The sequence below is a fragment of the Rhizobium sp. SYY.PMSO genome (assembly GCF_046840415.1).
Taxonomy (GTDB): domain Bacteria; phylum Pseudomonadota; class Alphaproteobacteria; order Rhizobiales; family Rhizobiaceae; genus Rhizobium.
The window spans coordinates 458,799-485,465 of the sequence record NZ_CP177350.1; the positions used below are offsets into that span (position 1 = coordinate 458,799).

Below are 26,667 nucleotides of genomic sequence, written 5' to 3' on the forward strand. Positions count from 1 at the left end.
CCGATCGTGCCGGACGAGGCCGGGAGCGCAGTGCTTGAAGACGAGGTCTTAACCTTGGTCGGGGAAGCCAAGCAGTTTGCTGGTCAACTTCACCCTATTATGCGCGAATCGATCGGCGACCTGTCACCGCTTTGGCGAAGGCGGTATAGATATCCAGCCGGATAATGCGTATGCCTATTCACTCCTGGCTCGAAAGACGGGAGTTGGTGAGCAACACGACATCTACTGATCCGAGCCGCAGCGCATCCGGAAAAGTCGCGAGGGGCGGCCATGTAGCGACCTCAGGCTCGCAGCCCATGGTCTAAGACGACCTGCCTGCACCTTCGTGCTCCCGGTGCCCCACGTCCCGAATGGGCTTACCACAAGGCCGTCCCAGAAGAAGAACAGCAGGACGGAAAGGCACCAAAGATCATATACCGGATAATGGCTAGGTTGAGCGTATGAACCGCACCATCAATGAGGCAACCGTCAAGGTCTACCAATATGACATCTCGACAGCCTCAAGGCCCATTTCCTGTTCTTCGTCACCGCTTACAACTTCGTCAAACATCTCAAGGCGCTGTGATGGCGACCAGCCTATCAGGTAATCTGCGAGGCCTGGACAAGGGACCCGCCAATTTTAAAGATTAACCCGCACCATCACATGCCGGGACTACACCTGGTATCGTTCCGGATCTTCCACGATGAACCGTCAGGGGCCGGCTATCCGAGCGCGACCTCGCTTCCGCCGGATCCGCTATCGGTTGGGGCCGCGCATTCAGCTGCAAATTCAACGTGGCCTCAGGCTTGGCGGTCGGTGACGACAGGCTCAGTCAGGCAGGCCGCCGCAGGATTGGCGCGCGACCAAGCGGCATGGCAAGCGGGTAATTCCTGTCGGGACGGTTTCTCCTTTTGTCAGGCTGAGGATGGCAAGGCCTGCCTGGTGGCCGATCTCTTTCAATTCCATATCTATCGTTGTGAGCGGCGGCCTGGTTTGTCGGGAGATGACCTCCCAGTTATCGAAGCCGACGACGGCAATATCTGCGGGGACGGCAAGTTCCTTATCGCGCAGCGCGTCGATGACGCCGCGCGCGATTTCATCGTTCCCGCAAAATATGGCGTCGGGTCTAGCGTCGCCGCGTGCGAATATCTGTTGAATGGCCTCGTGGCCCCATTCCTCAGACCAGTCGCCATAAAGGACTTCGGCCTTGGGGCCGACGCACTCACGATAGGCTTTCGCGCGGACGCGGACGGCAAGATAATCCTCCGGTCCGGTTATGTGCAGGATCCGCGAACGGCCCAAAGCCTGCAGATGTTCGACGGCGAGGCGAGCACCCTGAGCATCGTCGGGAAAGAAGCTGATGCTGTCCGCCGGTCCTTCGGCGAAGGCGTAGACGACAGGTATCGAGAGCTTTGCAAGCTCCGGCGGCGGCTTCAGATCAAGGCGTGTCGCGGTGAAGATGATGCCGTCCACCTGACGGTCCAGCAGCGTCTCCAGATGCAGGCGTGCCAGGCGCGGGTCGTTGTTGGTGGCACATAGAAAGACCGACAAGCCGTGATCGACAAGTACTTCCGAAACGCCGGCGGCCATCGGCAGCGTCAACCTGCCGTAGGTGTCGTTGGTCAGCATGCCGATCGCGTGGCTGCGCTTGGTCAACAGGCCGCGCGCGAGCGCATTCGGCCTGAAGCCGATTTCTTCCGCTACACGTTTAACGCGTTCTATCGTTTCCGCATTTGTGCGGCCGGTTCCGTTGAGTGCGTTCGACGCCGTCGAAATACTGACGCCCGCCGCTTTTGCGAGATCCCGAATAGTCTGTCGACGCATGTCTTTCCCGACCCAAATCACATCTTTTGAAATCTGTAGATAAAACCTTTTATCAGAAATAATCGTGATGTTAAAAGGTTTTATCAGATTCCCTCCAAAAACATGCATACAGACTGTCGACATCGAAAAATGTCGACTAACGTCTTGATCACGCCATCTGGAGGCCGTTGGCGATAAGGAAAAGGGGAACTTTCATGTTCAAGTTAAAGTTGACGATTTCTGCAATCGCCTTGATGGCAAGTGCGACATTTGCCAATGCGACCGATATCACGCTGTGGGTCCGTACCTCCTCGGGCGCGGTGCTGCAGGGGCTGGCCGACAAGTACAATGCGAGCCATTCCGACAAGGTCAACGTAACGCAAATCACCGCCGAGCAGATGGTGCCGAAGCTTGGCGCTGCAATCGCGGGCGGTGCCGCGCCGGATGGAGCCGTGCTCGATCTGATCTATCTTCCGACCTTTGCGGCTGCAGATAGCCTTGAGGACATCACCGATTTCGTCAAGGGACTGCCCTATGCATCCGCCCTCAGCCCTTCGCATATTCGTCTTGCGACCTACGGCGGTAAAATCTATGGCGTGCCGGCCCTGCCGGATGCCTCGATCATCGCCTACAACACCGATCTGTTCTCCAAGGCCGGCCTCGATGCGAACAAGGCGCCTGCCTCGCTCGAGGAGATCGCAGCGGATGCCAAGAAGATCACCGCTCTCGGCAACGACACCTACGGCTTCTACTTCGTCGCGAATTCAGGCAGCTGGCTGATTTACGACTTTCTGCCGCATCTCTGGGCGGCTGGAGCCGATGTCCTCAGTGAAGACGGCCGCACGGCAACGATTGATACGCCGGCTTTAAGAGAGACGATCGCCGCCTACCGCGACATGGCGAAAGCCGGCGCCATCCATCCGACTTCGAGATCCGGCAACGGCAACAATGCCGTCGAGGCGTTTGCCTCCGGTAAGGTCGGCATTCTTATGACCGGCTCCTACATCGTCAATTTGCTGACGAGCAAGTATCCGGACGTCAAGTTCAATGTCGCGCCCATCCCGGGGCCAAAGGGCGGTGAATCGAGCTTTGCCGGTGGTGATACGATGGCGCTGATGAAAGGCATCAGCGACGAGAAGAAAAAAGTCGCGCTCGACTTCGTCAATTTCTACATGCAGCCCGAACAGCAGGTCTACATCACCCAGGAATCCGGCATGCCGTCGCGGACCGATCTCGCAAAAGAGGCCTACGCCAAGTTCGACAAGCGCAACCTCGTCGCCTATGACGTGCTGACCAAGGCCCGCACTCCCTATACTTTCTCGTCGGACGAGCTTTTCGTGAGCCGTACCGGCCCCTTCCTGAACCTGATCCAGGGAACTATTTTCGGCGAGGATGTCGACGGCACGATCGCCAAGACCCAGGCGGATTTTACCCGTATCCTCGAGCGTACCAACCCGAACTAAGTCTCAACTAAGTCTCTGGGCCGACAAATGGCGAAGCGTCGTCCTATGGCGCTTCGCCGCCATTCCCTGCCGATCGATCAAGAAAAAGGAGCGGTGCCGTGAGCTCATCGCTGCGTCGCGGCAGGAATCCGGCAGACACGCATGGCGAGCCTGAGCCAAGAGGTTGGCTCGGCCTTGCTTTCATCCTGCCGGGTTTCCTGTTCATTGTTTTGCTTTTCCTCGTGCCGCTCATCATGACGGTATGGATGAGCTTCTATAACTGGCCGCTTCTCGGCCGGGCTAAATTCATAGGGCTTGCCAATTATGCCGAGCTTATTGGCGATACCCAGCTGTGGCATTCCCTCGGCTTTACCTTGCTTTATACCGTTCTGGTGACCGCGGCGATTTTCCTTGTCGCCTTTCCGCTGGCCCTGCTGGTTGACCGGCCGTTACGAATTGCCGGCTTCTTCCGCACTGTCTACTTCATGCCCGTCGTCATCGGTTTCGGTGCCGCCTCGACATTGTGGATGTGGCTGCTCAATCCGGACAGCGGCGTTTTTGCCCAGGTCTTGCGTGCTGTTGGGCTAATCGATAGTGCGCCGCGGCCGCTCGAAAGTTTCTGGCCGGCACTTGCCGTCATTGTTCTGATGGTGGTCTGGAAGACGTCCGGCTTTACGATGATCATTCTGCTGACCGGTCTGCAGAGCATCTCGACCGATGTGATCGAAGCGGCAAAGATCGATGGGGCCAATGTCTGGAGCCGCTTTCGCAGGATTACCCTGCCATTGATGCGCAATTCCGTGGTATTGGCTCTGGTTCTCAATGTCACCTCGTCGATGCTCGCTTTCGACCAGTTTTTCATCATCACGCAGGGCGGACCGTCCAATAGTACGATCTCCGCGGTATTTTCGATCTATCTCGCATCCTTTTCATCCTATCGCCTCGGTTATGGTTCGGCGATCTCTCTTGCATTGCTGATCGTTCTCGTCGCAATCAGCACCGTTCAGTTCGTCTTTCTGCGACAGCGCCCGGAGGAAGGCTGATGGAGCGTCTGAATTTCAAACCGCAGTCGAAGCCGATGGGTGAGCGACTGAGCTATGTCGCCTTTATCCTGCTGTCGCTTCTTTTCGCGCTGTTCTTCGCCATGCCGATCGTCTGGTCTTTCGCCAATTCGTTCAAACCGGCAGCAGAGGCGCTTGCCAATCCGGCTGCCTTGTTTTCGAAGGCTTTTTCACTGGAGAATTATCATCGTCTCGAACATGTCGGGGCGGGCTGGTATGTCTATGCCGGCAATTCCGTCATAATCGCAGCAGGCACCGTACTGCTGACCGTCCTGGTATCCGTTCCGGCGGGCTATGGTTTCTCCAAGTTTCGCTTTCCGGGGCAGGGGCTGCTGTTCGTGCTCATAATGGCGACGATGATGATCCCGTTTCAATCCATTCTGACGCCGCTCTTTCTCATTCTCAAGGCGGTTCGGCTGCAGAACAGCCTCTTCGGGCTGGTGCTGATCTATGTCACGTTCCAGCTTCCGTTCTCGGTATTCATGATGCGCAATGCCTTCGATGCCGTGCCCAAGGCGCTGATTGAAGCGGCCCGCATCGATGGCGCGTCGCAGGCGACCATTCTGCGCCGTATCATGTTGCCGATTGCGCTTCCCGGGGTGGCAACCGTCGCCATGTTCGCTTTCCTGAACTCCTGGAACGAATTCCTGGCCGCCCTGATCTTTCTCTCCGACCAGAACAAGTTCACCTTGCCGATCATGCTGGTTAATGTCTCCTCCGGCATTTACGGCATCATCGACTGGGGCGCGCTGCAAGCCGGCATTGCCGTGACTATGGTGCCCTGCATCGTCCTCTTTCTTCTTTTGCAACGCTACTACGTGCGCGGCCTGACCGCCGGCGCCGTGAAATGACGACGGCTTTGCCGCTCAAGGAGTTCTCATGTCCTCACCAGCTTCCAATCAATCCGAGCGGGCACCGGAAGTGCAACGCTATGTCCCGGTCGATCATTCCCGCGTTCGTTTCGATGATGGCTTTTGGAAAAGCTGGACGCAAACGGTGCGCGACGTCACCATTCCCACCCAGCATAAGCGGCTCGACGAAGAGGGTTTCCTGGAAGTTCTCGACTTCGACAAGCCGGCCGGGCCGCTTGCCCGCCCCATCCAGCCGAGCGGATTGTCGATGCAACATTTCTTCGATTCCGATTTTGGAAAGTGGATCGAGGCTGCGAGCTACACCCTGAAAGCGCATCCCAATCCGGAAATCGAGTCGCAGATCGACGCCATTGTCGAAAAGCTCGAGCATGGCCAGATGGCGGACGGCTATCTGAATAGCTGGTTCATTCGCCGCGAACCCGAGAAGCGCTGGACGAACCTGCGCGACCTGCATGAAATGTATTCGATGGGACATCTTCTGGAAGGAGCTGTCGCGTATTTCGAAGCAACGGGCAAGCGCCGGTTTCTCGATGTGATGATCCGTGCGGTCGATCATATCATCGATACCTTCGGACGTGAGCCCGGCAAGTTGCGCGGCTATGATGCGCATGAGGAGATCGAACTGGCGCTCGTAAAGCTCTATCGCGTCACAAACGATCCCCGGCATCTGGCGCTTGCGACCTATTTCGTGGACGAAAGAGGGCAAATGCCGTCCTATTACGACGAGGAGGCGGTCAAACGCGGAGAGCGTCCCGAGGATTATGTCTACCAGACCTATGCCTATAGTCAGGCGCATATGCCGGTGCGGGAGCAGGAGCAGGTCGTCGGCCATGCCGTCCGCGCCATGTATCTTTTTTCCGCAATGGCGGACCTTGCATGTGAAAACGACGATCCAAGCCTGAAGGCCGCCTGCGACAGGCTTTTCGACAACCTGACAAGCAGACAGCTATATGTGACGGGCGGTCTCGGGCCGTCCGCCTCGAACGAGGGTTTCACGCGCGAATTCGATCTGCCGAATGAAACCGCCTATGCCGAAACCTGTGCCGCGGTAGCACTCGGGTTCTGGAGCCATCGCATGGCTCAGATCGATCTTGATGGCAAGTTCACCGACAAGCTCGAAACGGTTCTGTTCAACGGCGCCCTTTCAGGTATCGCACGCGACGGCGAACATTATTTTTATGAGAACGTGCTCGAAAGCCACGGCCAGCATCGTCGCTGGAAGTGGCATTATTGCCCGTGCTGCCCGACAAATATCGCTCGCCTCATCACATCACTGGGGCAATATTTCTATTCGACGAAGCCAGGCGAACTTGCCGTGCATCTCTATGGCGCGAACGTGGCGGAGCTTGCGCTCGGCGACCGCTTGCTTCGGTTGCGTCAGGATACAAGCTATCCTTGGGATGGCGACATCAGGCTGCACGTCTCAATCGATCAGCCGAGCCGTTTCATCATGCGTTTGAGAATACCGGCTTGGTGCCAAGATGCTTCGATTTCGGTCAACGGCGAAGCGGTGGATCTGGCCACTTGCACCGTCAAGGGCTATGCGGCGCTTGATCGGATTTGGAGCGATGGCGACGAGGTGCATATCGCCTTGTCGATGCCGATCGATCGCCTTTACGCCCATCCGGCGGTCTCGGAGGACGGCGGACGTGTTGCCCTGAAGCGCGGACCGGTCGTCTACTGCGTCGAGGAAACCGACATCGGCAGCGAACCGCAGCAGCTCCGCCTGCCCGCATCCGCGGAACTGGCCGCCCGCTACGATGCGCAGTTGCTCGGCGGCGCGACCGTCCTGGAGGGAACCGCGCTCGAAGCCGATACCGCGGATTGGGCGAATGCTCTTTACCGGACGTCGCCACCGGTCCTGAAGGCGAGGCCGTTCAAGGCGATCCCCTATCATCTATGGGCCAATCGCGACGCCGGGGCGATGGCGATCTGGCTGCAGGAAGCATAGGAGCAGGTCATGGCACGATTGGAGCTGAAGAACGTCGTCAAATCCTACGGCATCTATGAAGCGGTACGTGGTATCAATCTGGAAATTGCGGATAACGAGTTCGTTGTCTTCGTCGGTCCGTCCGGCTGCGGCAAATCGACGACCCTGCGCATGATCGCGGGTCTGGAGCATATTACCGCCGGCGAGATCGTCATTGGCGATCAGGTCGTAAACCGGCTTGGTCCCGGCAAGCGCGATATTGCGATGGTGTTCCAGAACTATGCGCTCTATCCGCACATGACGGTCAGGGAAAATATTTCCTTCTGCCTCGAACAGCAAAAGCTTGCCAAAGCCGAGATTGATGCCCGCATCGCGCACGCGGCCGAAACGCTGCATATTGGTGAGCTCCTCGACCGGCGGCCGGGGCAGTTGTCGGGCGGGCAGCGCCAACGCGTCGCCATGGGACGCGCCATCGTGCGCAATCCCAAGGTCTTTCTCTTCGACGAGCCGCTTTCCAACCTCGATGCGAAACTGCGCGTTCAGATGCGCACGGAGATCAAGCGGCTGCATCAGCTCTTGCCGACGACGACCGTCTACGTCACGCATGATCAGGTGGAGGCCATGACGATGGCCGATCGCGTGGTCGTGATGAACGGCGGCGTGATCGAACAGGCTGGCCCACCACAGGAACTATATCATCGCCCCGTCAGCCAGTTTGTTGCCGGTTTTATCGGCTCGCCGTCGATGAATTTCCTGCCGGCGCGATTGAGTTCGGGCAGCGAGCGACTTGCCGTCGTTCTGGAGGACGGTACTGAACTTCCAGTTCCCGAGGCGCGGGTGAACGAGTATAGGCGCCATGCGGGAAAATCGGTGGTATTCGGCATACGGCCGGAATCGATCCGCGATCGTCAGCAGCGCCCCGGCTTTGCAGATGTCGTCGCAAAGATCGATCTGGTGGAACCGCTTGGTCCCGAAACCATGGTCTATTTTTCCATTGGCGAGGCGAACCTGTGTGCTTGTATCGATCCCGAGAGCAATCCCAAGCCGCTGACGGCTATGCCGCTGTCGTTCAATATGAACCAGATGCATTTGTTCGACGTGGCAACGGGTGTGGCTTTGTCGCTTCCAAAGCCATAATCGGATGCATCTTAACGCCCCGGGCGTTCTTTCTCCGCCCCCGGAAGGAACCGGGCGTCTGACACTTGACAAGTGCGAGACCATGTCCGGCGATCTATGGGATTGTAGTGATTTCGCCGGGGTGCCAATTCCAGGCACTCACTCGATCAAAGTCCGGCCTGCTGGCCGCCCCGCAAGCATGCTCCCTGGCGCCGGTTAAAATGGAACCGGCGAAGGGAAGACGCTTTTTTCTTTGCCTTTCCGCCAAAGCTTGATGAAAATCAAATCTCCGAATGCCGCCGAGATCTAAGCAGGGATGACCGTGCTTGGTGATGAGACACGCACGCTGATCGATTAATCCCGGGCGTGCAGACGCATGTGCGTATGGGACAACGGGCGAGGAAGCCGGATGAACACTTCCACGATCTTGGCGGGCAGGGTTGTCGCCATTCGCGGTGCGGTCGTCGATGTCGCCTTCGAAGCGGGCGCGTTGCCGGCGATCGAGGATGCGCTGATCATCGAGGACATCGGCGGCATGCGCGTGCTTGCGGAGGTGCAGGCGCATCTGGATCCGAAGACGGTGCGGACGATCGCATTGCAGGCGACGAACGGGCTGAAGCGTGGCGATGTGGTGCAGCCGGTCGGCGGTCCGATCGCAGTGCCGGTGGGCGAGGCCGTCCTCGGGAGGCTGGTGGATGTCACAGGCGCCGTCGGCGACGGGCGCGAAGAATTTCAAGCGGACGTGCCCCGCCGGCCGATCCACAGAAGCGCGCCGCCGCTTTCCAGCCAGAGGGGCACGTCGGCCATCTTCGCGACGGGCGTCAAGGTCATCGATCTGCTGACGCCGCTGGCTCAGGGCGGCAAGGCAGCGATGTTCGGCGGCGCCGGCGTCGGCAAGACAGTGCTGGTCATGGAACTGATCCATGCGATGGTGGAGAGCTATCAGGGCATCTCCGTCTTCGCCGGCGTCGGCGAACGGTCGCGCGAGGGGCATGAAATGCTGCTGGATATGACCAATTCAGGCGTGCTGGCGCGCACGGCCCTCGTCTACGGGCAGATGAACGAGCCGCCCGGCGCCCGCTGGCGCGTGCCGATGACGGCGCTGACGATCGCCGAATATTTCCGTGACGAACGGCACCAGAATGTGCTTCTGCTGATGGACAACGTCTTCCGCTTCGTGCAGGCCGGAGCGGAGGTTTCCGGTCTTCTCGGGCGCCTCCCCTCGCGGGTGGGATATCAGCCGACGCTCGCAAGCGAGGTGGCAGCGCTTCAGGAGCGCATCGCCTCGGTCGGCGATGCGGCGATCACCGCCATCGAGGCGGTCTATGTTCCCGCCGACGATTTCACCGATCCGGCGGTGACGACCATCGCCGCCCATGTCGACAGCATGGTGGTTCTCTCGCGCGAGATGGCGGCGGAAGGCATGTATCCGGCGGTCGATCCCATCGCGTCCTCGTCGATCCTGCTCGATCCGCTCGTGGTTGGCGCTGTCCATGCCGAAACCGCCATGGAGGTGCGCCGCACGATTGAACACTATCGCGAGCTTCAGGATGTCATTTCGCTGCTGGGGGTGGAGGAACTGAGCAGCGAAGACCGCCGCATCGTGGAGCGTGCCCGGCGCTTGCAGCGCTTCCTCACGCAGCCTTTCGCCGTCACGGAAGCTTTCACCGGGGTTGCTGGCAAGTCGGTGAAGATCGAGGATACCATCGCCGGCTGCCGGGCGATCCTTGCGGGCGAATGCGACGGATGGCAGGAAAGCTCGCTCTATATGGTCGGATCGCTGGAGGAGGCGCGGCAAAAGGAAGAGGCGGCGCACAAGGCCGACGGAACGGGAGTTGCGGCATGACGGCGGGCCTGCATCTGATGATCAGCACACCTTCATCGGTGCTCGTCGAACTGCCGGATGCCATATCCGTGCGTGCGGAAGACGCAAGCGGTGGTTTCGGCATCCTACCGGGCCATGCGGATTTCCTTACCGTTCTGCCCGCCTCGGTGGTGCGCTGGCGCGACGGTGCCGGGGAAGCGCATTATTGCGCGCAGGGCGGCGGGATCTTCACCGTCACCGGTGGAAACCGCGTTCTCGTCGCCTGCCGCCAGGGCACGCTTGGCGACGACCTGTCCACGCTCGAGGCGCAGGTGCAGGCAATGCGGGCGGCGGGCATCGATGCCGACCGGGCAGCGCGGGTGGCGCAGACGCGGCTGCACGCCAATGCCGTGCGCCAGCTCATGCGCCTGCTCCGCGACGGCAGCGGCGCGGACGCGCTGATCCAGCCAGGGGAGGGCCTGTCGTGACGTCGCCGCCCGATCCGCGGGAGCGCGACCATCTTGCCGAGGCCGCTCGCCGCGCCGCGGAGCGGGAAAAGGAGGGCAGGAGCAATCCGGAACCCTCGCTCGGCGCCAGACTCGGCCAGATCGGCATTCTCGGCTGGACGATCGTGGTGCCGACGCTTCTGGCCACGCTTCTGGGACGCTGGCTCGACCGCAGCTTCTCGACGGGCATCTTCTTTTCCGCACCGTGCATCATGCTCGGCGCGGCGTTCGGATTCTGGTCGGCCTGGAAATGGATGCATCGCTCATGACCGAAAACCTTCTTGCCCTGTCGCCCGCCGCGGTCGGATTTCAAGCATTGTCGGGCCTTGCCGTCGGTGGCCTGCTCGGCCTTTTCCATTTCGGCGCCCTCTGGTGGAATGTCGGCTACCTCGCAAATGGCAGCGTGCTGCGTGCGCTTGTCGTCCAGCTCCTGCGCTTTGCCGTTCTCGCCGGCGCTCTGTACGGGGTCGCTCAGCTTGGCGCTCTGGCGCTGCTTAGCGCCGCGATCGGCATCCTGGTCGCCCGCAGCCTGATCCTGCGGCGGGTGAAGGGGATGTCATGAACTCTCCGCTCTCGCTCGAACCGCTCTTCCATCTCGGTCCCGTGCCGGTCACCGAGCCGGTGCTCGCCACCTGGGCGATTATGATCGTGCTTACGCTGCTTTCCTTCCTTGCCACGCGTCGTCTCTCGCTCGTGCCGTCAAAGACACAGAGCTTTCTCGAAATATTGGTGGAGACGATCGACGGGCAGATCCGCGACACGATGCAGGTCGATCCGCAGCCCTACCGCGCCCTGATCGGCACCATCTTCATCTATGTGCTGATCGCCAACTGGTCGTCGCTGGCGCCGGGTGTCGAGCCGCCGACCGCGCATCTGGAAACGGATGCGGCGCTTGCCTTCATCGTGCTGGCCGCGACGATCGGTTACGGCCTGAGATCGCGCGGGTTCTTCGGTTATCTCAGGACCTTCGCGGAGCCGAGCTGGGTGATGATACCGCTGAACGTCGTGGAGCAATTGACCCGCACCTTCTCGCTGATCGTGCGCCTTTTCGGCAATATCATGAGCGGGGTCTTCATCGTCGGCATCGTGCTTTCGCTGGCCGGCCTGCTGGTGCCCATCCCGCTGATGGCGCTCGACATGCTGACCGGCGCCGTGCAGGCTTATATCTTCGCCGTTCTTTCCACTGTTTTCATAGGCGCGGCCGTCGGCGAGCGGCCGCAACCATCCACATCGTCCTCCAGGGAGAAGCAAAGCCCATGAATCTCATCGGCATCGTCAGTATCATCGCCGCGGCCGTGGCCGTTTCTTTCGGTGCTATCGGGCCGGCACTGGCGGAAGGGCGCGCGGTGGCGGCGGCCATGGATGCCATTGCCCGCCAGCCGGAGGCGGCAGGCACGCTTTCGCGCACGCTCTTCGTTGGTCTGGCCATGATCGAGACGATGGCAATCTACTGCCTCGTCATCGCGCTGCTTGTCCTCTTCGCCAATCCCTTCATCGGCTAGGGATCCGGCTGACATGCACATCGACTGGTGGACCCTCGCCCTGCAGACGGTCAACGTCCTCGTTCTGCTCTGGCTCTTGAAGCGTTTCCTGCTGCAGCCGGTCGCCGGCATCATCGCGGCCCGGCAGGCGGCGGCGAAGAAGCTGATGGACGAGGCGGGCGCGGCGAAGGCCGGTGCGGAAGCGGAGCGGGAAAAGGCCGCCGCCGAAACCGCAGGCCTTCTGGCAGAGCGGGAGAGAAGGCTCAAGCAAGGCCTGCGGGAGGCCGCCGCCGCGAAGGCTGCCGCCCTTGCCGAAGCCCGTCAGGATGCCGACAAGCTGCGAAGCGCGGCGCAAGCCGAGATCGCGCGGGAAAGGCTGGATGCGCAGGCGGCCTATGGCGACCAGGCCAGAGCACTCGCGCTCGATATCGCCCGCCGGCTCTTCACCCGCCTGCCGGACAGCGCGCGCGTCGCCGGTTTCATCGATGGACTGGCGCAGGCCGTCGCCGCGCTGCCGGAGGATACGAGATCGGCCATCGGTGCCAGCGAGGCGGTTGCGCTTCGGGCGCCGAGGGGGCTCACCGCGGAAGAGGAGGATGCCTGCTGCAGCCGGCTTTCAGCCGCGCTCGGACACCCGGTCAAAGTCACCGTCACCGCCGATCCCGACCTCATCGCCGGGCTGGAGGTCGACACGCACCACGCCCTTGTGCGCAACAGCTTTCGTGCCGATCTCGATCGCATAGCCGAGGAGTTGAACCGACATGACCAGCGATAGCGCAGTCGCAGACTGGTTTGCCGCAAGCCGCGCGGCGGTCGACCGCGTCAGGCTCGCGCCACAGGCCGAGGCGATCGGGCGCGTCGAGCATGTGGCGGACGGCATCGCTCGCATTTCCGGCTTGCCGGACGTGCGTCTCAACGAGCTTCTGATCTTCGCGGGTGGCCGTACGGGGTTTGCGCTCGCCCTTGACGCTGCGACGATCGATGCGGTGCTGCTCGATGACGGCGCCGCCATCGAAGCCGGCTCTCCCGTCACCGGTACGGGGCAGGTGGTGCGCGTGCCGGTGGGCCCCGGTCTGCTCGGCCGTGTCGTCGATCCGCTTGGCCGGCCTCTCGACGAGGGGGAAGCGATCGATGCTGAAGATCATCATCCGGTTGAACGCCCGGCGCCCGCCATCATCGAGCGCGATCTCGTTTCCCGCCCGGTCGAGACCGGCATTCTCGTCGTCGACGCGCTTTTCGCGCTTGGAAGGGGACAGCGCGAGCTCATCATCGGCGACCGCGCCACCGGCAAGACGTCCGTCGCGCTCGATGCCATCGTCAACCAGAAGAATTCCAACGTGATCTGCGTCTATGTCGCCATCGGCCAGCGGGCGACCGCGGTCGAGCGTGTCATCGAGGCGGTGCGCACGCACGGCGCGCCGGAGCGCTGCATCTTCGTCGTCGCCTCCGCCTCCGCCGCACCCGGGCTGCAATGGATCGCGCCTTTTGCCGGTTTTACCATGGCGGAATATTTCCGCGACCGCGGCGGCCATGTGCTGATCGTCATCGACGATCTGACCAAGCACGCGGCGACCCATCGCGAACTGGCGCTTCTGACCCACGAGCCGCCAGGCCGCGAAGCCTATCCGGGCGACATCTTCTATCTGCACGCCCGCCTGCTGGAACGCGCCGCCAGACTTTCGGAAAAGCTCGGCGGAGGATCGTTGACCGCGTTGCCGATCGCCGAAACGGACGCCGGAAACCTGTCGGCCTATATCCCGACGAATCTGATCTCGATCACGGACGGCCAGATCGTGCTGAATTCGCGGCTCTTCGCCGCCAACCAGCGTCCCGCCGTGGATGTTGGCCTCAGTGTCAGCCGCGTCGGCGGCAAGGCGCAGCATCCCGCGCTGCGGCAGGCATCGGGGCGCATCCGCCTCGATTACGCGCAATTCCTCGAACTGGAGATGTTCACCCGCTTCGGGGGTATCTCCGATAAGCGCATCAAGACGCAGATGGTGCGGGGCGAGCATATCCGTGGACTCCTTTCGCAGCCGCGTTTCACCACTCTTAGAATGCTGGATCAGGTAGCGCTGCTGGCCGCGCTTGCGGACGGGGCGCTCGATGGACTTTCTTCGGCCAGCCTCGTGACGTTGCGGGAGCGGCTGCCCGCCTTCCTTGACGCCAACCAGACGAGTGCCGCCGATCTCATCGCCAAGGGCGAAAAGCTCGGTGACGAGGATCATGCCGCCCTGGCCGCTGCCGTGCGCCGGCTGGCAGGGGATATCTCGCCCGCAGACGAGGCTGACGGGCAGGGACCCGACCCATGACCGAGCGGCTGAGCGACGTCGAAGCGCGGATCGGTTCCGTACGCCAGCTTTCGGCGGTGGTGACTGCCATGCGGGGCATCGCAGCCGCGCGCTCGCGCGAGGCGCGGAATCACCTTGCCGGGATTCGCGCCTATGCGGATGCGATTGCCGGCGCAATCGGACAGGCACTGGCGCTGCTGCCGGAAAGGCCGACGATCGTGGGGGCGGGCAGGGGAGATCATGCGATCGTCGTTCTGTGCGCCGAACAGGGATTTGTCGGGGCCTTCAATGAGAAGATTCTGGATGCTGCCGCGGCTGTCGTGCCGCCGGGCAGGGCCGGGCGTTTTCTGCTGGCGGGCGACAGGGGCGCGATGATTGCCGCCGAAAGAGGGCTTACGGTCGAGTGGTCCGCGCCGATGATCACTCACGTCGATCAGGCGGCCGATCTTGCCGGGCGGATCATCGACGCTCTTTACGAGCGCCTGGGCGACCGAAGCATTTCGGAAGTTACCCTCGTTTATGCCGCGCCGGAAACGGCGGCCGATCTCGATATCACGCGCAAACGTCTCGTTCCCTTTGATTATCAGCGCTTTCCGCTCATGCATATGAGCGAGCCGCCGCTGATTAGCCAGCCGGCCGGACAATTGGCGGAAAAGCTTGCCGAAGAGTATATCTTCGCCGAGATCCTCGAGGCGGTAACGCTGTCTTTTGCGGCCGAAAACGAGGCGCGCACTCGCGCGATGATCGCAGCCAGGACGAATGTTGCCAAGACGCTGGACAACCTTACGGCCTTGTCGCGGCAACTGCGGCAGGAGGAGATTACCAATGAGATCGTCGAATTGGCTGGCGGAACCAAGGAGGCCCAAAGCAATTCCGATAGAAATTAAAGCGATCCCGGGAAAAGCTGAACCGCTCCGGGATGCTCCTCCCGGAAAACTCCTTCGTCTAAAATCCGCGCTGGAATATGCGCCTTGAAAGCTTCATCGCAGGCATTGCGGTGCTATCGGGTCAGGCATGCGGCGCCGGGCCGAGGCTTCGGTAGAGCATATAGGCGGCGACGACGAAAATTAAGGTGGCAAAGAGGCTGTTGAGCAGGCCCTTGCGTGCGGAAAGATGCCGCGCCAGATAAGCACCTACGACACCACCCGCGACCCCGCCGCCAATGAAGATCGCCGCAAGCAGCCAGTCGACATAGCCGGAAAACGCGTAATTGAGTGCCGTCGTCAGGCCGAAGGCCGTAACGGCCACCAGGGACGAGCCAATGGCGTAAAGGATTGGCATGTTCGTCGCGGCGATCAGGCCCGGAACGATCAGGAAGCCGCCGCCGATGCCGAAGAAACCCGAGAAGATGCCCGTCAAACCGCCGAACGCCGCCACTTTGTGGACATTCTCGCGCGAGCACTGGGCGCCCGGATTGCCCTCGGTGCCGCGCTTGCGGAACATCAGCACGCCGACAACAAGCATCAGCAGTGCAAATAGAATGAGCAGTTTCTGCCCATCCACCATCTTGCCGATGCTCGATCCGACGAAGGCGCCGATGACGCCGGCAACGCTGTAGACGCCGGCGCAACGCCACTTGACGTTTCCGAGCCGCGCGTGGCCGATAAGATTGGCAAATGCGTTGGCGGCGACCGCAAACGCGCTGGTGCCGATCGCCAGATGAGCGCTGGGCACGCCGACGACATAGACCATCAGGGGAACCGCGAGGATCGAACCGCCGCCGCCGAACAGGCCGAGCGTGAAGCCGACAAGCGCGCCGGAAAGACCGCCGAGCCCATATTGAAGGGGATCAAGGACCATGGCGTTCGTCTCGGCCGCCTTCAGGCGGCTTCCTTCCTGAGGTTCGGCGAGACGAGCCATTCGCGGCCCTTGAGCATTCCGTGCCAGTAGATCGGCGGGAGCGCTTCCGATTTCAGATACCAGGCGAGGCTCGATGGCCTGGTGCCATCGATCACCCAGGTCGGGAAGGTCGGAAGCAGCTTGCCGCCATAGCCGAATTCCGCAAGCACGATCTTCCCGCGTTCGACAGTCAGCGGGCACGATCCGTAGCCATCATAGACGGCCGGCATAGGCCGCCCATCGAGAACGGCGATCACGTTTTCGGCGACGATCGGAGCCTGCTTGCGGGCAGCGGCCGCCGTCTTGGCGTTTGACGTGCCGGCGGCGTCTCCGAGCGAGAAGACGTTCGGGTAGCGCTTATGCTGGAGGCTCGTCTCGTCGACCTCGATCCAGCCCGCCTGGCTGGCAAGCGGACTGTTGCGGACAAAGCCGGGTGCGATCTGCGGCGGGCAGACGTGGATCATGTCGAAGCCCAGCGTTTCCTCGGTCAGCGTGCCGTCGGTCGCCGTCCTGGCAAAGCGCGCCTCCTTTTTCGCTCCGTCGACAGCGACGAGCCTTGATCCGAAGTTCAGATCGGCGCGGTACTTCTTCACGTATTCCATCAGCGCTGGCACATATTCCTTGACCCCGAACAGCACCGGACCCGCATTGTGAAACTCGATGGCGATGTCGGTGATGCGGCCTTGGCGGAACCAGTGATCGCCGGACAGATACATGGCCTTTTGCGGAGCCCCGGCGCATTTGATCGGCATCGGCGGCTGGGTGAACAGCGCGCGTCCGCCCTTCAGGTTCTGAACGAGCGACCAGGTGTAGGGCGCCGTATCGTAGCGATAGTTCGATGTTACGCCGTTCCGGCCGAGGGTTTCCTCCAGCCCCTCTATCGCCGACCAGTTCAATTCAATGCCGGGGGCTGCAACCATCATGCGGTAGTCGATGCGCCGGCCATCCGCAAGAACGACGCGATCATGGTCCGGATCGAACTCGGCAACGGCCGCTTTTTCCCATCGGACGCCGCTCGGGATCACGTCAGCCATCGGACGGATTGTATCCTCCGGCTTGAAGATGCCGCCGCCGACCATCGTCCAGCCAGGCTGATATGCATGGCGTTCCGCAGGGTCCACCAAAATGATGTTCATGCATTTGCGACGCTTCAACAGGCTGGCTGCCGTCGCGATGCCGGCGGCGCCCGCGCCGACAATCAGGACGTCGCAAGCCACAGAGGCTTTCCCGGCATTCAACGCTTCCGGAGACCGAAGACGCGGACGAAGCCGTTCGAGGTCGTATCCAGCGGACCTGGTCGCAGCGAGAGCTGTATCCGCGTCCTTATCGGCGGCCTCAGATAGCGCCCAAAGCATTGCGGCCCGCGTACCGGAGCGACAGAAGGCCAGGATCGGCCTGGGCAGATCCTTCATGGCATCGGCAAACAAGGTTACGTCGCGCTCCGTGATGCTCGATGCGATGACCGGAATGTGCCGGAATTCCAGGCCGGCGCCTGCCGCTGCCATGCATATGCTTTCGGCATTGGGCTGACCGTCTTCCTCGCCATCGGGTCGACTGGAGATGATCGACCTAAAGCCAAGCCTTGCAAGCTCGTGCGTATCGTCCAGCCTGATCTGCGGCGAGACGCTGATGCTGTCATTGATCTTGCGGATATCCATCGGTCTTTCCTCCTTCAGTGAATCCGAAGCGGCTGAGAATGCCGGGACGAGGTGGTGCGATAAGCGAACATGCCGACAATCATGGCCGCGACGAACAGAACCGCCTCCCAGCGGCCCGTTGCGAGCGATGCAAGGGCGGGGCCGGGGCACAGGCCGACCAGGCCCCAGCCGAACCCGAAGAGAAGCGCGCCCGACACTAGCGCGCCATCGATCGTCCGGTTGGTCGGGACATGGAACCGCATCTCGAAAACCGGCCTGCCGCGATGCCGCTTGATTGCATAGGCGATCGATGACGGGATCAGCGCGCCGCCCATGACGAAGGCAAGCGACGGATCCCATGATCCCGTGACATCGAGGAAGGCCAGGACACGGGCCGGGTTCACCATGTCTGAGATGACGAGGCCGATGCCGAACAGAATGCCGCACAAGATGGCGACCACGACACGCTGGATCATGACCAGCTTCCGATCACATGCCGCGAGACGTAGACGGTGATTGCCGCCACGATCATGAATGTAAAAGTGGCTACGATCGAGCGTGGCGAAAGGCGCCCGAGGCCGCAGACTCCGTGTCCGCTGGTGCAGCCGGAGCCAAGCCTCGTCCCGTAACCAACGAGGAGGCCCCCGACGACGAGGAGTGCGGGCGATGAGGTGACCGTCAGGTTGGTATGACGGAGATAGGCGAACGCGAATGCCGCCCCGGCAAGAAGCCCGCCGAGGAATCCGATGCCCAGCGCGCTGATGCCGGCACCCGTCCATCCAAGGGCAGACGCCGTCAGGCCGGATATTCCCGCAATGCGGCCGTCAAGCAGCAGATAGAGCGCTGCGGAAAGACCGATCAGAAGACCGCCTGTGAGCGGCCAGAGGAAATGGAACGTGGACATGATGACGAACTCGGCACCTATAGGGCGTTCACGGGGATTTTGAGATATTGCACGCCATTGTCTTCGGCAGGCGGCAACTTGCCCGCGCGCATGTTGACCTGAACGGAGGGCAGAATGAGTTTCGGCATCGCCAGCGTCGCGTCACGTTCCGTGCGCATCTTGACGAATTCGTCTTCGCTCACCCCGTCATGGACATGGATGTTGCCGGTTCGCTCGGCGCCAACGGTCGTTTCCCAGGCGTAGTCGTCACGGCCCGGCGCCTTGTAGTCATGGCACATGAACATGCGCGCGTCGTCCGGGAGCTGCGTCAGTCTCTTGATGGAGCGATAGAGCGTGCGGGCGTCACCGCCGGGAAAGTCGCAACGGGCCGTTCCATAATCCGGCATGAACATCGTGTCGCCAGGGAAGATGGCGTCGCCGACGACATAGGCTAGGCAGGCAGGCGTATGGCCCGGCACATGCAGGACCGTCGCATCGAGATTGCCGATCTTGAAGCGGTCGCCGTCTTGAAAAAGCCGGTCGAACTGGCTGCCGTCCCGCTGAAACTCCGTGCCGGCATTGAAGATCTTGCCGAAGACTTCCTGAACGCGGATGATATCCCGACCAATCGCCAGCTGTCCGCCGATCGCGGCCTGGAGAACGGGCGCTGCGGAGAGATGATCCGCATGCGCATGCGTTTCCAGCAGCCACTGCACTTCAATAGTTTCTGATTTTATGTAATCAATGAGCGCCTGAGCGGACGCAGTCATCGTCCGCCCGGAGGCTGGATCATAGTCGAGAACGCTGTCGATGATTGCACAGGCATTTGAGCCCGGATCGCGTACGACATGGCTGATCGTAAAGGTCGAAGGGTCGAAAAATGACCTGATCGCCGGCCGAAGCGCAGAATTTGCGAGAGCGTCCCGAATAACTTCCGCTGCATGGGAGAGATGAACGTCAAGCTCGGTTGCAGTCATGTTTGCCTCCTGTCGGCAGACATAGGATGCATATTTACATTAACAGTGCAAGTATGTATTTTGTAGCCACGCAATTGACCCTTCGCTATAGGCTTTCGAGGCCAAGGAAGTGAGGATCGGATATGGATACGACGAGTTTAAGGGGAACGGAGGCGCCGGTCGCCCTTCGCCTGAATGACAAGGCGCCAGGCTTTACCGCACGCTCCACGGCGGGCGAGGTTTCGCTGTCGAGTTACCACGGCCGCTGGCTGCTGTTCTTTTCGCATCCGGCGGATTTCACCTCGGTCTGCACAAGCGAGTTTATCGCGCTCTCCAGGGCACAGGAGAAATTCGGCAGGTTGAACTGCGATCTGCTCGGCCTCTCGGTCGATAGCCTCTATTCGCATGTCGCCTGGCTGCGCGACATCGAGCGGAGTTTCGGCGTCAAGGTGACGTTTCCGCTGATCGAGGATTCGTCGATGGTGATCGCCAGGGCCTACGGAATGCTGGACGCGTCCTCAGAAAACAGCGGCACCGTCCGCGCCACCTACGTCATCGATCCGGACGGCTTCATACGGGCCATCGTCTGGTATCCGATGAATGTCGGCCGGTCCGTGGAAGAATTGCTGCGCCTCGTTGAAGCATTGCAGACATCGCAGCGGGAATGCGCCTTGACCCCGGAAGGTTGGCATCCCGGTGACGCGCTGGTGGAGCCGGCGGCCGTGTCCATGGAGGACGCAGCGCAGGCGGCCGACGGGCAGTCCTGGTATTACCGGGAGCGCCGCGCATGATCGATCCTTCGCTTTCCCCCGAGATAATGCAGGAAAAGGCTGTCGAAGCCGCCGAGTTCATGCGTCTCTTCAGCACGCCGAGCCGTCTGATGCTGCTCTGCCATATCGCCCGGAAAGAGCGCTCGGTCGGCGAAATTCAGGACGATCTCGATTTCAAGCAGCCGGCGCTGTCCCAGCAACTGGCCGAGTTGCGGCAGGCAGGCGTGGTGCAGACCCGAAGGGAATCCCGGCAAGTCTACTATTCGATCGCCGATGACCGGGTGGCGGTCGTCATGACGATGCTGATGCAAATGTTTTGTGGCGCGGCGCCGGCGGTCGAAACCGACATCCCGCCTGCAAAGCCGTTATCGGCGCCAGCAAACCGAAAGTCAGGCGCCGTGTTTCCAGGCGAAATGGCGTATTGGGCACGGCTCGAAAAGGCGGTGTGACGTGCCAGGGCACGCCAGTTTTGAAAATGCGAGGTCGGGAAATGGCACATGACCGACGAGTTCCGGTCGAAAACAAGAATGGCCGCGCTTCACGCAGAAAGGGCGGCCAGGGCCGTAAGGAAATCGTCGAAACCATGGACTTCCGTCTGTATCGGAGCCGGCCGCTCGCCGATGGAGGCAGCACAGGCGCCCGAAGCCTTCTCACAGCTTTCGGGCCAATTGCCACGCGGAATGCGAAGTAGGAGCATGCAATGCCCAACCCAATCATCAAGTCGTTCTGGGATAAGCCGACCGGGAGCTGGCAGTATGTTTTCCACGACCCGGAAACGATGAAAGGTGCAATCGTTGATCCGGTGCTCGGCTACGACCCGTTGGCCGGAGCCGTCGACACAATCCGGGCCAATGAGATTCTGGACTATATCACAGAGGCCGGGATAGAGATCGTCTGGATTCTCGACACTCACCCTCACGCCGATCATTTCTCGGCCGCTTCCTATCTGAAAGGGAAGCTTGGCGCGCCAACTGCAATCGGCGAGCATGTCGTTAAAGTCCAGGCGCTCTGGAAAGATATCTACAATCTCGGTGATGAGTTTCGTACCGATGGCTCACAGTGGGACCGATTGTTTAAGGATGGTGAGCGCTTTAACGTCGGCCACATGCCCGTCACGGTTTTTTTCTCGCCGGGCCACACAATGGCATCGATCACCTATGTGGTGGGGAACGCCGCTTTCGTGCACGACACATTGATGATGCCGGACAGCGGATCGAGCCGCGCCGATTTTCCCGGTGGAAACTCGCGCGAACTCTATAGAAGCGTTCGGCGCATTCTCGAGTTGCCGTTCGACACCCGATTGTTCGTCGGCCATGACTATGCGCCCGAAGGCCGTGCTCCGTCATGCGAGGCGACCGTCCGGGAACACCTCGCATCCAACAAGCACTTCAAGGGCCTGCCGACGGAAGAACATTTTGTGAGGGTACGCGACGCAAGGGATGCGACATTGCCCTTGCCGAAGCTGATGCTCGCTGCCTTGCAGGTCAATATCCGTGGCGGGCGGTTGCCGGAGCCGGAAGGCAACGGGCGGTCTTATCTCAAAATCCCTGTCGGGTATTTCGAGTCTCGGCAGGAAAGCGCTTAGCGATACCCTCTGACGCAGTTCGGGAAGAGGCATCGTCCCGCCCTCCTGCAACGGGGCGCATCAACGGGTTTCCTCGCTCCAATGAACTTCAGCGATGAGACCCGACGTATCGGCTCGATTCCGGAAGCTGATGACGGCACCCAATCGCTCGGCAGCCATGGCTGCAATGGTAAGGCCAAGCCCGGTGCCGGAAACGCTGCGGTTGCGACCCCGGAAGAAACGTTCCGTCATCCGTGGCAACTCATCCTCATCGATACCGGAACCCTGGTCCTCGATTGCGATACCATGACCTTGAGGCAGGGCATTCCAGGTGATCCGCCCGCCGCCCGGCATGTGTTCAATTGCGTTTTCATGGAGGTTGCGCAGGACAAGCCTTAAGCTTTCCGGATCGCCTCTCATGTTCAGATGGTCGATCGCATCGTCGATGTCGACGGAGACCGGATCGGGCTTGACAGTCGATCCGACGATCTCGCGGAGCACTTCCCCCACCTTGAACCTGGTATCCACCGGCGCCGGCGCCGCTGCCTCCAGTGCCGCCAAGGTGAGGAGCTGGCGGGCGATCCGGCTCGTGCGGTCGACGGATGTGATGATATGGCGTAGCGCACGCTCGCGGCCGGGGCCATCCGGGGTCGCCAGCGCGACTTGTGCTTGAGTCTTCAGGCCAGCCAGGGGCGTGCGTAACTCATGGGCCGCGAATGCCGTAATCTCCCGCTCGTGGCGTCGAGCCGCCTCGACCTTCGCAAACAGGTCGTTCAAGGCGGTCGTTAGCGGAAGGATTTCTTCCGGCGCGTCGCGGGGAGAGATCGGGCGCATATCCTCCCCATCCCGCATCGCGATCTCGTCGGTAACCGCCTTCAAGGGGGAAAGCCCATGGGCAAGCGCCAGCCAAATCAGCGCGCCGAGGATGGGAGCGATCAGCAAGGCGGGTCCGATCAGGCCCGCGATAATATCGCGTACCAGCCGGTCGCGCAGGCCGATGCGGTCGCCGACTGCGACCCTCACGCCCTTTACATGATCGACAATCGTGTAAACCCGCCAGACCTCGCCGCCCACGGTCCGGTCCGCGTAACCTTCCCGATCCTCTGCCAGGCTTTGATCCGGAGCGCCGCTCGACCGCGCCACGAGCTGACCGTCGAGCGACCAGATCTGACAAGAGAGCTGCCGCTCGTAGGCGCCGTCCTCGAGAGCCGGCAAGGTCGAGGACGCGCTGACATTGCCGCTTGCGACCATGGAATGGACCATGCGGGCGGCTTCTTGCAGTCTCGTGTCGAGGACATGCTCCAGCTCGGACCGGCTGCCAAACCCGATCCATACCACGGCGCATAGCCAAATAATGCCGGTTGCCCCGAGAAGCAGGGTAAACAGTCTGCCGCGCAGCGATTTCAAGACTTCCCTCTCAATCGATAACCCAGGCCCCGAACGGTCTCGATGACGTCCCGTCCGAGCTTGTTCCTCAGATTGTGGACATGAACCTCGACGGCATTGCTCTCTATCTCCTCCTGCCATCCATAGAGGCGATCTTCCAGTTCGCTTCGGGACCGGATCGTGCCCGGTCTTTCCATCAGGGCGATCAAAATACTCTGCTCACGGCGCGATAGCGAAATGGTGCGGCCATCGCAGCTCACCGTTGCCGTCTTCGGGTCGGCCGTCAGGCCCGCTGCCTGATACACGGCGCTTGCATTTCCATTGCTGCGTCTGGCGAGTGCGCGCAAGCGCGCCGTCAATTCATCGAGGTCAAACGGTTTGCCAAGATAGTCGTCCGCGCCGGAATCCAGTCCCCGGATTTTATCATGGGTTTGGTCGAGTGCCGTCAGGAGAACGACGGGCGTCTGGTTCCCTCTTCGCCGGAGCCTTTCCAGCAGCTCGATACCTGAGCCGTCCGGGAGCATGACGTCGAGCACCATGGCGTCGAAGTCAGCAGAGGCAAGCGCGGCCTCGGCGTCGCCGCAGGTCGACACGTCATCCACCGCCCACCCACACAGGCGAAGGCCGGCAATCAGCCCGTCCAGGAGAACAGGATCGTCTTCCACGATCAGAATGCGCATTTCGTGCTGTCCGTTAATTTCATTAGGCGTTCAGTCCGACGCGTACCTTAAGTTTGCCTTAAGGTACGCGTCGAGATTCCCATTTCGTCAGTTGAATCCGGAGTCTCTTTCAAATGCAGTCGTTTCTGCGCCTCTTGAATCTTGCCATATTGCTTCTGTTACCCATCTCCGCTTTCGGAGAGGTGAACTTCGGCAAGCCGCCGCCGAGCGCGGACGAGGTGTTCAAGCTCGATGTCCAGCGAGACGCGGCAGGCGCCCTGAAACTTCACTGGACGATAGGCAACGGCAATTATCTTTATCGCGACAGCATCAACGCGAAAGCCGGCGGTGAGGCTCTGCCCCTGCAAATGCCGGCGGGCGAGCAGAAGGACGATCAGAATTTCGGTCCGGTCGAAATCTATCACCGAACTCTTGACGCGACGGTCAATGCTCCCGTCGCGGGAAGCCTGACGGTCACTTATCGCGGATGCGCGGAGGCTGGCATCTGCTATCCACCGGTAACGAAAAGCATCGATCTTGCAACGCTGAATCTTACGTCAAACCATTCCGCGCCGGGCCGGGAGACGGTTGCGCCCGTTGCCGCATCGACTGGCAACGACGCCACCACGGCGCTCACTCGCAATATGCTGACGATGGCGGTTGCCTTCCTGGGGTTCGGCATGCTCCTGGCGTTCACGCCCTGCGTATTTCCGATGATACCTATTCTCTGCGCCATGCTCGCAGGGACCGGCAAGCCACTGCCTGCCATGCGCGGCTTTGCCTTGTCGGCAGCCTATGTCTTCGCAATGGCAGCCGCATATGGTCTTGTCGGCCTCGCCGCCGGTCTTTCCGGGGCAAATCTTCAGGTCATGCTCCAGACATCCTGGGCGCTTGGCGTTTCGGCTGCGATTTTCGTGGGACTGGCGCTCTCGATGTTCGGCGTCTTCAATCTTTCCCTGCCGTCTGCGCTGGCTTCGAAGATTTCCGGACGGCGTTCCGGAGGTTCGCTCGTCGGAGCGGCAGTGCTCGGGTTCGGTTCGGCGCTCATTGTCAGCCCCTGTGTCACGCCGCCGCTCGCCGCAGCCATTCTCTACGGCGTGCAAAGCGGAAACGCATCGAAGGGAGCGATTGCGCTATTCTTTCTCGGGCTCGGCATGGGATTGCCGCTGATTGCGTTCGGCACGTTCGGGCCACGCCTCCTCCCAAAATCAGGACCATGGCTTGAGCAGATCAGAAGCGCCTTCGGGTTTGTGTTCCTCGGCGTGGCCGTGATGCTGGTGACGCGTTTCGTGCCGGAGAGCACGGCGATGGCCATGTGGGGCATGCTCGCCATTGGCTTTGGAGTGAGCATCGGCGCCTTCGACCGAATGAGCGCCGCCAACGCCTGGACCGGCCGCCTGTCGAAATCGATCGGCCTTGTGGCGGCGCTCTACGGGGCAATCCTCATCGTCGGCTATGCCGGAGGCGGCAGTGATCCGTTCCAGCCGCTTGCTTTCCTGACGTCATCAAAACCCCCGGAGCAGCCGGCGAGCGTTTCCGAGAGCCGTATTTCGTCGCTGGAAGAATTCGATCGCACCGTGGAGCGTCTCGGCCATGGCGGTAAACCGATTTTCGTGTCGTTTACGGCCGACTGGTGCACGGTCTGCAAATCGAACGAAGCCGTTCTCGCCCGCCCCGCCGTCAGCAGGCTTTTGGCCGATATTCCCGTGATCATCGCCGATGTCACGGCTCAAAGCGGAGCGGAGCAGGCATTGATGACGCGCTTTGGCGTTGTCGGTCCGCCGACCATGTTCATCCTCAACAGCCGAGGCGCCGAGCAACCGGGATCGAGACTCGTTGGCCCCATCATCACAGAAGACATTTCCAGGCGGCTGGCGGATGCCGGCGCTTGAACCACACAAAATCGGAGATACGTCTTATGAACCGAAGAACCTTGCTTGGACTGATCGTTGCGGCATCGTCGCTGTTGCCGTTTATCCCGCTTCTGCCGACGCCGGCAGCGGCCCAGAACGTCGACGTCAAGGCCGTGCTGCACGACCCGGACACGCCGGAGAGTGGAAATCCGAAGGGCGACGTCACGATCGTTGCCTTCACCGACTACAATTGCCCATACTGCAAGACGTCCGCCCCCGACCTCAAGCGCATCGTTGCCGAGGATGGCAAGGTGCGGCTCATCTACAAGGACTGGCCGATCCTGACGCCGGCCTCCGTCTATGGCGCTCAATTGGCGTTAGCGGCCAAATATCAAGGAAGGTACGAGGCCGTTCATGATGCCTTGATGGGGATTCCCGGCAAACAGATCCCCGAAGCCAGGATGCTGGAAGCCGTCAAAGCGTCAGGCGTGGATATGACCCGCCTCGATGCTGATCTGAAGGCGCATGCCGACGATATCGCAGCTCTCCTGAAGCGGAACATGGATCAGGCCGACGCTCTTGGGATGCAGGGCACGCCCACTTACCTGATCGGTCCGTTCCGGACCTCGACACTTGATTACGACGGCTTCAGGCAGGCCTTGGCCGAAGCGCGCCGCCGCCAGGCTGCCGGCCAGGGGATTTCGGAATGACGATCGTATCCTCGATGAGAGCACGGCCCGTTGCGATGCCCTGGCGGGCCTGACCGGCGGCTTTAAGGGTCCGCTTGCTTGCTGGCGGGATTGCAATTCGACGAAAAAGAGCCGAGCGCAAGGAAAC

General features: G+C 61.1%; 27 protein-coding genes and 1 pseudogene. 20 read left to right on the forward strand and 8 right to left on the reverse strand.

Annotated features, from left to right (window positions below):
* Window positions 1-434: 434 nt before the first annotated feature.
* A pseudogene (locus ACJJVH_RS20535) lies at window positions 435-652 on the forward strand (IS481 family transposase); the annotation flags it as partial.
* Window positions 653-808: 156 nt separating this feature from the next.
* On the opposite strand, the gene ACJJVH_RS20540 reads toward ACJJVH_RS20535, so the two are convergent.
* Window positions 809-1,804 carry a LacI family DNA-binding transcriptional regulator gene (locus ACJJVH_RS20540; RefSeq protein WP_412066246.1) on the reverse strand — a complete coding sequence of 332 codons (996 nt, stop codon included), beginning with the start codon at window positions 1,802-1,804 and terminating at the stop codon, window positions 809-811.
* 194 nt (window positions 1,805-1,998) lie between these two features.
* Here ACJJVH_RS20540 and ACJJVH_RS20545 point away from each other — a divergent pair, with 194 nt between their 5' ends.
* From ACJJVH_RS20545 to ACJJVH_RS20610, 14 genes are all read left to right on the forward strand, one after another.
* Window positions 1,999-3,246 (forward strand): ABC transporter substrate-binding protein, encoded by a 1,248-nt coding sequence (locus tag ACJJVH_RS20545; protein ID WP_113357162.1) that lies wholly within the window; start codon window positions 1,999-2,001, stop codon window positions 3,244-3,246.
* A gap of 98 nt (window positions 3,247-3,344) precedes the next feature.
* The gene (locus ACJJVH_RS20550; RefSeq protein ID WP_113357161.1) at window positions 3,345-4,268 is read left to right on the forward strand and encodes a carbohydrate ABC transporter permease; all 924 of its coding nucleotides are present in this window, start codon (window positions 3,345-3,347) and stop codon (window positions 4,266-4,268) included.
* Window positions 4,268-5,137 carry a carbohydrate ABC transporter permease gene (locus ACJJVH_RS20555; RefSeq protein ID WP_412065984.1) on the forward strand — a complete coding sequence of 290 codons (870 nt, stop codon included), beginning with the start codon at window positions 4,268-4,270 and terminating at the stop codon, window positions 5,135-5,137. The genes ACJJVH_RS20550 and ACJJVH_RS20555 overlap by 1 nt, the downstream gene beginning before the upstream one ends.
* A gap of 28 nt (window positions 5,138-5,165) precedes the next feature.
* The gene (locus ACJJVH_RS20560; RefSeq protein WP_412065985.1) at window positions 5,166-7,109 is read left to right on the forward strand and encodes a glycoside hydrolase family 127 protein; all 1,944 of its coding nucleotides are present in this window, start codon (window positions 5,166-5,168) and stop codon (window positions 7,107-7,109) included.
* A gap of 9 nt (window positions 7,110-7,118) precedes the next feature.
* Window positions 7,119-8,225, forward strand: coding sequence for a sn-glycerol-3-phosphate ABC transporter ATP-binding protein UgpC (locus ACJJVH_RS20565; RefSeq protein ID WP_112799107.1), 1,107 nt, complete (start codon window positions 7,119-7,121; stop codon window positions 8,223-8,225).
* 388 nt (window positions 8,226-8,613) lie between these two features.
* On the forward strand, window positions 8,614-10,050 hold the full coding sequence (gene atpD, locus ACJJVH_RS20570) for a F0F1 ATP synthase subunit beta (protein WP_113434232.1): 1,437 nt from the start codon (window positions 8,614-8,616) through the stop codon (window positions 10,048-10,050).
* Window positions 10,047-10,496 (forward strand): F0F1 ATP synthase subunit epsilon, encoded by a 450-nt coding sequence (locus tag ACJJVH_RS20575; protein ID WP_412065986.1) that lies wholly within the window; start codon window positions 10,047-10,049, stop codon window positions 10,494-10,496. The genes atpD and ACJJVH_RS20575 overlap by 4 nt, the downstream gene beginning before the upstream one ends.
* The gene (locus tag ACJJVH_RS20580) at window positions 10,493-10,783 is read left to right on the forward strand and encodes an AtpZ/AtpI family protein (RefSeq protein ID WP_112799111.1); all 291 of its coding nucleotides are present in this window, start codon (window positions 10,493-10,495) and stop codon (window positions 10,781-10,783) included. The genes ACJJVH_RS20575 and ACJJVH_RS20580 overlap by 4 nt, the downstream gene beginning before the upstream one ends.
* Complete coding sequence (locus tag ACJJVH_RS20585; RefSeq protein WP_162751714.1) at window positions 10,780-11,076, forward strand: ATP synthase subunit I; 297 nt, start codon at window positions 10,780-10,782, stop codon at window positions 11,074-11,076. Before ACJJVH_RS20580 ends, ACJJVH_RS20585 begins: the two co-directional genes overlap by 4 nt.
* Window positions 11,073-11,774, forward strand: a complete 702-nt coding sequence (locus ACJJVH_RS20590) for a F0F1 ATP synthase subunit A (RefSeq protein ID WP_113372246.1) — start codon at window positions 11,073-11,075, stop codon at window positions 11,772-11,774. The genes ACJJVH_RS20585 and ACJJVH_RS20590 overlap by 4 nt, the downstream gene beginning before the upstream one ends.
* Window positions 11,771-12,016, forward strand: coding sequence for a F0F1 ATP synthase subunit C (locus ACJJVH_RS20595; protein ID WP_112799117.1), 246 nt, complete (start codon window positions 11,771-11,773; stop codon window positions 12,014-12,016). Before ACJJVH_RS20590 ends, ACJJVH_RS20595 begins: the two co-directional genes overlap by 4 nt.
* Window positions 12,017-12,029: 13 nt before the next feature.
* Window positions 12,030-12,770: a F0F1 ATP synthase subunit delta gene (locus ACJJVH_RS20600; protein ID WP_412065987.1), complete on the forward strand. Its 741-nt coding sequence runs from the start codon at window positions 12,030-12,032 to the stop codon at window positions 12,768-12,770.
* A complete protein-coding gene (locus tag ACJJVH_RS20605) occupies window positions 12,757-14,304 on the forward strand; it encodes a F0F1 ATP synthase subunit alpha (protein ID WP_412065988.1) in 1,548 nt (515 codons plus the stop codon). The genes ACJJVH_RS20600 and ACJJVH_RS20605 overlap by 14 nt, the downstream gene beginning before the upstream one ends.
* Entirely contained in the window at window positions 14,301-15,170 is an 870-nt protein-coding gene (locus tag ACJJVH_RS20610; RefSeq protein ID WP_412065989.1) for a F0F1 ATP synthase subunit gamma, read from the forward strand. The genes ACJJVH_RS20605 and ACJJVH_RS20610 overlap by 4 nt, the downstream gene beginning before the upstream one ends.
* Before the next feature lie 121 nt (window positions 15,171-15,291).
* Here ACJJVH_RS20610 and ACJJVH_RS20615 read toward each other — a convergent pair whose 3' ends face one another.
* The 5 genes from ACJJVH_RS20615 to ACJJVH_RS20635 are packed head-to-tail and all read right to left on the reverse strand — an operon-like array spanning window position 15,292 to window position 19,619.
* Entirely contained in the window at window positions 15,292-16,083 is a 792-nt protein-coding gene (locus ACJJVH_RS20615; RefSeq protein ID WP_412066247.1) for a sulfite exporter TauE/SafE family protein, read from the reverse strand.
* A gap of 20 nt (window positions 16,084-16,103) precedes the next feature.
* A complete protein-coding gene (locus ACJJVH_RS20620; RefSeq protein ID WP_412065990.1) occupies window positions 16,104-17,780 on the reverse strand; it encodes a TIGR01244 family sulfur transferase in 1,677 nt (558 codons plus the stop codon).
* 14 nt (window positions 17,781-17,794) lie between these two features.
* Window positions 17,795-18,235, reverse strand: coding sequence for a DUF6691 family protein (locus tag ACJJVH_RS20625; RefSeq protein WP_412065991.1), 441 nt, complete (start codon window positions 18,233-18,235; stop codon window positions 17,795-17,797).
* Window positions 18,232-18,663 carry a YeeE/YedE thiosulfate transporter family protein gene (locus ACJJVH_RS20630; RefSeq protein WP_113422542.1) on the reverse strand — a complete coding sequence of 144 codons (432 nt, stop codon included), beginning with the start codon at window positions 18,661-18,663 and terminating at the stop codon, window positions 18,232-18,234. The genes ACJJVH_RS20625 and ACJJVH_RS20630 overlap by 4 nt, the downstream gene beginning before the upstream one ends.
* 17 nt (window positions 18,664-18,680) lie before the next feature.
* Window positions 18,681-19,619, reverse strand: coding sequence for an MBL fold metallo-hydrolase (locus tag ACJJVH_RS20635; protein ID WP_113372240.1), 939 nt, complete (start codon window positions 19,617-19,619; stop codon window positions 18,681-18,683).
* Between the two features lie 122 nt (window positions 19,620-19,741).
* On the opposite strand from ACJJVH_RS20635, the gene ACJJVH_RS20640 reads away from it, so the two are divergent.
* The 3 genes from ACJJVH_RS20640 (at window position 19,742) to ACJJVH_RS20650 (ending at window position 21,953) form a co-directional block, all read left to right on the forward strand.
* Window positions 19,742-20,389, forward strand: a complete 648-nt coding sequence (locus tag ACJJVH_RS20640) for a peroxiredoxin (RefSeq protein WP_412065992.1) — start codon at window positions 19,742-19,744, stop codon at window positions 20,387-20,389.
* Window positions 20,386-20,817, forward strand: a complete 432-nt coding sequence (locus ACJJVH_RS20645) for an ArsR/SmtB family transcription factor (RefSeq protein ID WP_412065993.1) — start codon at window positions 20,386-20,388, stop codon at window positions 20,815-20,817. Before ACJJVH_RS20640 ends, ACJJVH_RS20645 begins: the two co-directional genes overlap by 4 nt.
* Before the next feature lie 251 nt (window positions 20,818-21,068).
* Window positions 21,069-21,953, forward strand: coding sequence for an MBL fold metallo-hydrolase (locus tag ACJJVH_RS20650; RefSeq protein WP_412065994.1), 885 nt, complete (start codon window positions 21,069-21,071; stop codon window positions 21,951-21,953).
* Window positions 21,954-22,013: 60 nt separating this feature from the next.
* On the opposite strand, the gene ACJJVH_RS20655 is transcribed toward ACJJVH_RS20650, so the two are convergent.
* Window positions 22,014-23,339 carry an ATP-binding protein gene (locus ACJJVH_RS20655; RefSeq protein WP_412065995.1) on the reverse strand — a complete coding sequence of 442 codons (1,326 nt, stop codon included), beginning with the start codon at window positions 23,337-23,339 and terminating at the stop codon, window positions 22,014-22,016.
* The gene (locus ACJJVH_RS20660; protein ID WP_112799141.1) at window positions 23,336-23,998 is read right to left on the reverse strand and encodes a response regulator transcription factor; all 663 of its coding nucleotides are present in this window, start codon (window positions 23,996-23,998) and stop codon (window positions 23,336-23,338) included. The genes ACJJVH_RS20655 and ACJJVH_RS20660 overlap by 4 nt, the downstream gene beginning before the upstream one ends.
* A 113-nt stretch (window positions 23,999-24,111) precedes the next feature.
* Between ACJJVH_RS20660 and dsbD the strand changes: the two genes are divergently transcribed.
* Together dsbD and ACJJVH_RS20670 are read left to right on the forward strand one after the other, a co-directional pair.
* Window positions 24,112-25,869, forward strand: coding sequence for a protein-disulfide reductase DsbD (gene dsbD, locus ACJJVH_RS20665; protein ID WP_412065996.1), 1,758 nt, complete (start codon window positions 24,112-24,114; stop codon window positions 25,867-25,869).
* A 26-nt stretch (window positions 25,870-25,895) separates the two neighbouring features.
* A complete protein-coding gene (locus ACJJVH_RS20670) occupies window positions 25,896-26,540 on the forward strand; it encodes a DsbA family protein (RefSeq protein WP_412065997.1) in 645 nt (214 codons plus the stop codon).
* Window positions 26,541-26,667: the final 127 nt, after the last annotated feature.

Excerpts from the sequence above, each read along its gene's own strand:
- ACJJVH_RS20540 (WP_412066246.1), bottom strand. The coding sequence starts at position 1,804 with ATGCGTCGACAGACTATTCGGGATCTCGCAAAAGCGGCGGGCGTCAGT.
- ACJJVH_RS20545 (WP_113357162.1), top strand. The coding sequence starts at position 1,999 with ATGTTCAAGTTAAAGTTGACGATTTCTGCAATCGCCTTGATGGCAAGT.
- ACJJVH_RS20555 (WP_412065984.1), top strand. The coding sequence starts at position 4,268 with ATGGAGCGTCTGAATTTCAAACCGCAGTCGAAGCCGATGGGTGAGCGA.
- ACJJVH_RS20560 (WP_412065985.1), top strand. The coding sequence starts at position 5,166 with ATGTCCTCACCAGCTTCCAATCAATCCGAGCGGGCACCGGAAGTGCAA.
- ACJJVH_RS20565 (WP_112799107.1), top strand. The coding sequence starts at position 7,119 with ATGGCACGATTGGAGCTGAAGAACGTCGTCAAATCCTACGGCATCTAT.
- atpD (WP_113434232.1), top strand. The coding sequence starts at position 8,614 with ATGAACACTTCCACGATCTTGGCGGGCAGGGTTGTCGCCATTCGCGGT.
- ACJJVH_RS20575 (WP_412065986.1), top strand. The coding sequence starts at position 10,047 with ATGACGGCGGGCCTGCATCTGATGATCAGCACACCTTCATCGGTGCTC.
- ACJJVH_RS20585 (WP_162751714.1), top strand. The coding sequence starts at position 10,780 with ATGACCGAAAACCTTCTTGCCCTGTCGCCCGCCGCGGTCGGATTTCAA.
- ACJJVH_RS20590 (WP_113372246.1), top strand. The coding sequence starts at position 11,073 with ATGAACTCTCCGCTCTCGCTCGAACCGCTCTTCCATCTCGGTCCCGTG.
- ACJJVH_RS20595 (WP_112799117.1), top strand. The coding sequence starts at position 11,771 with ATGAATCTCATCGGCATCGTCAGTATCATCGCCGCGGCCGTGGCCGTT.
- ACJJVH_RS20600 (WP_412065987.1), top strand. The coding sequence starts at position 12,030 with ATGCACATCGACTGGTGGACCCTCGCCCTGCAGACGGTCAACGTCCTC.
- ACJJVH_RS20605 (WP_412065988.1), top strand. The coding sequence starts at position 12,757 with ATGACCAGCGATAGCGCAGTCGCAGACTGGTTTGCCGCAAGCCGCGCG.
- ACJJVH_RS20610 (WP_412065989.1), top strand. The coding sequence starts at position 14,301 with ATGACCGAGCGGCTGAGCGACGTCGAAGCGCGGATCGGTTCCGTACGC.
- ACJJVH_RS20615 (WP_412066247.1), bottom strand. The coding sequence starts at position 16,083 with ATGGTCCTTGATCCCCTTCAATATGGGCTCGGCGGTCTTTCCGGCGCG.
- ACJJVH_RS20620 (WP_412065990.1), bottom strand. The coding sequence starts at position 17,780 with ATGGATATCCGCAAGATCAATGACAGCATCAGCGTCTCGCCGCAGATC.
- ACJJVH_RS20625 (WP_412065991.1), bottom strand. The coding sequence starts at position 18,235 with ATGATCCAGCGTGTCGTGGTCGCCATCTTGTGCGGCATTCTGTTCGGC.
- ACJJVH_RS20630 (WP_113422542.1), bottom strand. The coding sequence starts at position 18,663 with ATGTCCACGTTCCATTTCCTCTGGCCGCTCACAGGCGGTCTTCTGATC.
- ACJJVH_RS20635 (WP_113372240.1), bottom strand. The coding sequence starts at position 19,619 with ATGACTGCAACCGAGCTTGACGTTCATCTCTCCCATGCAGCGGAAGTT.
- ACJJVH_RS20640 (WP_412065992.1), top strand. The coding sequence starts at position 19,742 with ATGGATACGACGAGTTTAAGGGGAACGGAGGCGCCGGTCGCCCTTCGC.
- ACJJVH_RS20645 (WP_412065993.1), top strand. The coding sequence starts at position 20,386 with ATGATCGATCCTTCGCTTTCCCCCGAGATAATGCAGGAAAAGGCTGTC.
- ACJJVH_RS20650 (WP_412065994.1), top strand. The coding sequence starts at position 21,069 with ATGCCCAACCCAATCATCAAGTCGTTCTGGGATAAGCCGACCGGGAGC.
- ACJJVH_RS20660 (WP_112799141.1), bottom strand. The coding sequence starts at position 23,998 with ATGCGCATTCTGATCGTGGAAGACGATCCTGTTCTCCTGGACGGGCTG.
- dsbD (WP_412065996.1), top strand. The coding sequence starts at position 24,112 with ATGCAGTCGTTTCTGCGCCTCTTGAATCTTGCCATATTGCTTCTGTTA.
- ACJJVH_RS20670 (WP_412065997.1), top strand. The coding sequence starts at position 25,896 with ATGAACCGAAGAACCTTGCTTGGACTGATCGTTGCGGCATCGTCGCTG.